This is a genomic window from Actinoallomurus acaciae, from assembly GCF_042429965.1.
Classification (GTDB): Bacteria; Actinomycetota; Actinomycetes; order Streptosporangiales; family Streptosporangiaceae; genus Actinoallomurus; species Actinoallomurus acaciae.
This window is the reverse complement of sequence record NZ_JBHLZP010000624.1, coordinates 1-4,322: the sequence shown is the minus strand read 5'-3', so window position 1 is coordinate 4,322 and position 4,322 is coordinate 1. Positions and strand designations below refer to the sequence as shown.

General features: G+C 69.4%; 4 protein-coding genes and 1 pseudogene. 1 reads left to right on the top strand and 4 read right to left on the bottom strand.

Going from position 1 to position 4,322, the window contains the following annotated elements; translation table 11 throughout:
* From ACFFNX_RS43555 to ACFFNX_RS43540, 4 genes are all read right to left on the bottom strand, one after another.
* On the bottom strand, positions 1-552 hold a 552-nt coding region (locus ACFFNX_RS43555), incomplete at its 3' end, for an aminopeptidase P family N-terminal domain-containing protein (protein ID WP_378212120.1).
* A complete protein-coding gene (locus tag ACFFNX_RS43550) occupies positions 549-1,727 on the bottom strand; it encodes a M24 family metallopeptidase (protein ID WP_378212119.1) in 1,179 nt (392 codons plus the stop codon). The genes ACFFNX_RS43550 and ACFFNX_RS43555, both read right to left, overlap by 4 nt.
* A 34-nt stretch (positions 1,728-1,761) precedes the next feature.
* On the bottom strand, positions 1,762-3,159 hold the full coding sequence (locus ACFFNX_RS43545; protein WP_378212118.1) for an MFS transporter: 1,398 nt from the start codon (positions 3,157-3,159) through the stop codon (positions 1,762-1,764).
* A 126-nt stretch (positions 3,160-3,285) separates the two neighbouring features.
* Positions 3,286-3,738 carry a MarR family winged helix-turn-helix transcriptional regulator gene (locus ACFFNX_RS43540; protein WP_378212117.1) on the bottom strand — a complete coding sequence of 151 codons (453 nt, stop codon included), beginning with the start codon at positions 3,736-3,738 and terminating at the stop codon, positions 3,286-3,288.
* A gap of 203 nt (positions 3,739-3,941) precedes the next feature.
* Between ACFFNX_RS43540 and ACFFNX_RS43535 the strand changes: the two are divergent.
* A pseudogene (locus ACFFNX_RS43535) lies at positions 3,942-4,322 on the top strand (hypothetical protein); the annotation flags it as partial.

The following is a 4,322-nucleotide window of genomic DNA, read 5'->3' as shown; positions in this document are numbered from 1 at the left end:
CGCGAGCCCGGCCCGTGCGGCCTTGCGGACCGCGGCGTCCAGGGCCGAGGACGCCGTGCGAAGGAGCGTCTCCTCCGCGTCCGAGGGGACCGCCCGGCGGTCCCGGATCACCGGGCCGAGCGGGCGTACGACCCAGCCGGGCAGCGCGGCGGTGACCTCATCGATGACGGCCGCGGGCCACCGGGCGGCGCCGACCAGGCCGACCGTGCCCGGCTCGCTCTCGTCGAGCAGCCCGCTCACCAGCGGGCCGAACTTCCGGCCGCTGCGGATGTCCTCGGCCTTGGAGGTCAGCCGCATCCACGGGAACACACGCGGGGAGAGCTTGGTGAGCAGCACCGGCGGGCCCTGCGGCCGGATGGCCATCATGCCCTCGTTCCAGTAGATGCACAGGTTCGTGAGATAGGCGATGTCGTCGGAGCTGTAGGTGTCGCCGTAGACCAGGGCGACATCGATCCCGTCCTTCGCCAGGTCCGCGCGTACGGCCGCGAGCCTTTCGTCCCATTCGCTCTCGGGGACCTCGTCGGGGTCGAGGACCACCAGGCCGCGCTTCATGCTGCGTCTCCCGTCTCGAAGAGTTTGCGTTCGGTGGAGATGAGCACCTCACAGCCGTCCGCGGTCACGCGTACCGGATCGCCGAGCACGTGGTAGCCGGCGATCGGTGTGTAGGTGTTGGGGTGGATGATGAAGACCGCGTTCTGCGGCAGCACGGTCTCGTTGCCCTCGATGATCGGCGTCTCGTCGAGGTGCAGTCCGTGCCCGTGACCGCGGACGCGGGTGTACCTGCTCGTGCAGTACTCGCCGAAGCCGCGGGCGCGGAAGACGTCGTTCTGGGCCTTGGCGACCTCGTGGGCGGTGACGCCGGGTCGCACGACGGCCATGCCGGCCTCGACCGCCTCGTTGAACAGCGCGAACGACTCGTGCTGCTCGGGGCTCGCCGTGCCGACCACCGCAGAGCGGCAGATCTGCAGCCAGTAGCCGTCGAGCTGCGGGGTGAGCTCGGTGCGGACCATGTCGCCCGCCGCCAGTACTCGCGGCGACGGCGCGGTCATGCCGCGCACCTCGTCCTTGCCGGAGGCGATGAGCATGAAGTTGTCCTCCGCGCCCATCGCCTTGATCCGTGCCTCGACCTCGGCGACGATCCGGTATTCGGGCAGGCCGGGTTCGAGGACGTCCACGAACGCCTCCCATCCGGCCGCGCACACCTGTGCGGCACGACGCATCCGGGCCAGCTCCCAGTCGCTCTTGACCAGGCGTACGCCGTCCATCAGCGCGGTCGCCGAGACGATCTCGGCGGCCGGCAGGGCGGCGCGTACGGCCTCCAGGACTACGGCGGGCAAGAGCTCGTAGTGGGCGACACCGACCCGGCGGGGACGCAGGTCGGCCAGCCGTCCGGTCAGCGCGTCCGGGGCGTCCGGATCGAGGAGGAGCGCCTCGCCGACCCAGCCGCGCCGTGTGACCGTGGCCAGGTCGGCGCGGCTCGTGGAGAAGGCGACCGGATCGCCGTGGGCCGGAAAGATCACGAGGGCCGCACTGCCGATGAGCGAAGCGTCGGTGAAGTACCGGACGTTCTCCCGGCGCCATCCGGGGCCGAACGCGAGGATCGCGTCGAATCCCTGCTCGTCCATTGCCGCCCGTACGCGGCGGTGCCGCAGCGCCACCTCATCCCGGTCCTCCGGGGCCATCCGGTCGCGGTCCGCCGCCGGCCGTACGGCGTGCTCGGTCGTCATCTGCTGGTGTCTCCTTGCGGTGAGGGGTGGGGGGTCACAAGTCGCCGGTTTCGCCGACCGCACCGGAGCCGACCGCCGGCGCCGTGGCGGGCTCGCGGCCCACCCTCCGGGCCAGCTCGCGGGTGATCTGCTCGACGGTCTTGTCGCGGGTCTCGAAGGTCGCCGCCAGCGCCGAGACTCCGGCGAGCAGGGAGATCGCGCCGAACAGGACGAAGAAGACGTAGCTCGAGGCGTGCATGGCCAGCACGTAGCCGACCGCGGTGGGCATCACCAGGCCGCCCGCCTTCTGCCAGGCGGCGGCCCAGCCAAGGCCGGTCGCCCGGCTCTCGGTCGGATACAGCTCGCTCGCGTAGGCGAACAGCGTGGCGCCGGCCACGCCGCTTCCGAAGAACTGCGCGACCGATCCGAGGGCGACGACGGCCGCCGTCGCCGACGTCGTGCCCCAGATGAGGCACACGACCCCGCCGAGCAGGAACGAGGAGGACATGACGGATCTGCGGCCGACCCGGTTGACGAGCTGACCTGCGACGATCGCGCCGACGACGGCGGCGAAGGTGATGATCGCGGTGTAGCTGAAGCTTCGCAGCAGGCCGACGCCCCGGCGTTCGAGGATGGAGGGCAGCCAGCTCGACATGCCGTACAGGAAGGCGCCCGCACACAGCTCCATCAGCCAGATCGACAGCGTGTACCTGAGGTAGGACCGGCCGAGCAGGAAGCGAACGGACCCCGTCGCCCGGCCCGCTTCGGCGGGGGCCGGCGCGACGGCGGCCGCGGGTCGCATGCCGGCGGCCGGTTCCGGGGACGCGATCGTGTCGACGAGGGCTCGTGCCTCGCGGACCCGCCCGGTGCGCAGGAGGTAGCGCACGGACTCGGGCAGGCGAGTGACGATGAGGACGGCGGCCACGGCGGAGATCGATCCGACGGCGAACATCGACCGCCAGCTCGAGTGCGGCATGAGCAGCCGTCCGACGGCGGCTGAGGCGGGCAGGCCGCAGATCCAGGCCGCCGAGGCCAGCGTGACCAGCGGCCCCCGGTGCCGCGACGGCACGAACTCGGTGATGTAGGGGAGGACGATCGCGATCTCGGCGCCGAGACCGACCCCCTGGAGCGTGCGGAACACGAGGAGAGAGTCATAGCTCTCCGCGAAGACCGCCGCGAAGGAGAACACGGCATAGGTCATGATCGAGACGAACAGGGGGAACCTGCGCCCGAACCGGTCGGAGGCGCTCCCGGCGACCGCTGCGCCCACGAGCATCCCGGCGAACAGTGACGAGCTGAAATGCCCTGCCTGCTTGCTGGTCAGATGGAACGTCACGATGAGTCCGGGGATGAGGACCCCCGTCATGTTGATGACGAACCCGTCCATGAAATGACCGAACAGGGCGGTCACATAAATGCGCAGATGTCGAGAGGTGAATCTGGAGTCGTCCATTCTCTGCAGTAGCCGAACGAACTCCGGGGAATGGTCTTGTTGTACGGGCATGGAACGGTGCCACCTCCTTGCGGCTAAACCGTTGTCAATCGCCCTTGATGCGGGCCCCCCGAGGTGGCCGGTCGCCTATCGATCGTCCAGATCGGCCTGGATGACCAGATAGGTCTTCGTCAGTGCGGGAAGGAGCTGTTCCTCCAGCTCCGGCGGGATGTCCGCCGTGAGCTCCCTGGTGAACTTCTCCAGCGCGCGATCAGCCGCATCGCACGCCTTCCTGCCCTTGGCGGTGAGTTCCAGACGCATCATGCGTCGGCTGGTGTCGGCGGTCCCGCGGATGAGGAACCCCTGGTTGACCAGCTTGTCCACGCTTTCCGACATGGTGGACGGGTTGCGGTGGGCGAGTTTGCACAGCGCGGTCAGCGACGTGTGCCCGGCACCGACACGAGACAGGATGCGGTACTGGCGAATGGTGAGCGGCTGTTCCAGCGACGCCAGGATCTCGGTCTGCAGTCGCGTCAGCCGACCTCCCAGGGCAAGCAGCAGCTCTCCCAAGCTGTCGAACGAACCGGTATCAATGATCATTTCGCCCACCGCACTGTTCGGTACCCGGAACGATGTATGTGTCGAGGATGTTACTTCGGACATCGAGACGACGGAAGAGGCGGAGACAAATACTTCGGGCACCGAAGAGAGGACCTCGCGCCTGCCTGCGGTGGGTGATCTCGTTACATCGGTGTCACCCTGCGTGTTCGCCGTCGCAACGAAGGCTGCGCATCGTGGTCGTCATGCGACTCAAGATCCGCCGCGGCCATGCGCCCGGCCACCGCGGGACATGGCGACACGAGGTCGTCGAGTTCGGCACGCTGTTCATCGCGGCCGGCATCGCGCACGTCTTCTCCACGGCGTTGGGACACCGGGAGTCCGGCTCGGTGATGCTGATCGGTCTCGGCGTCGCCCTGTGCGCGTTCATCGCCGCGCACCTGTGGTGGGCGCACCGCCGGTCGCGCCCCCGCGACGTGATCGCGTCGCCGCCGGCCCGCCTGTGGCGGGTACGCGCCCAGGTACGCGACACACCGGGTCGGCTCGCCGCGCTGGCCGCCGCGATCGCCGCCGCCGGCGGGAACATCATGTCGCTGACCAGCCAGTCCGACCTCGGCGGCACCGTC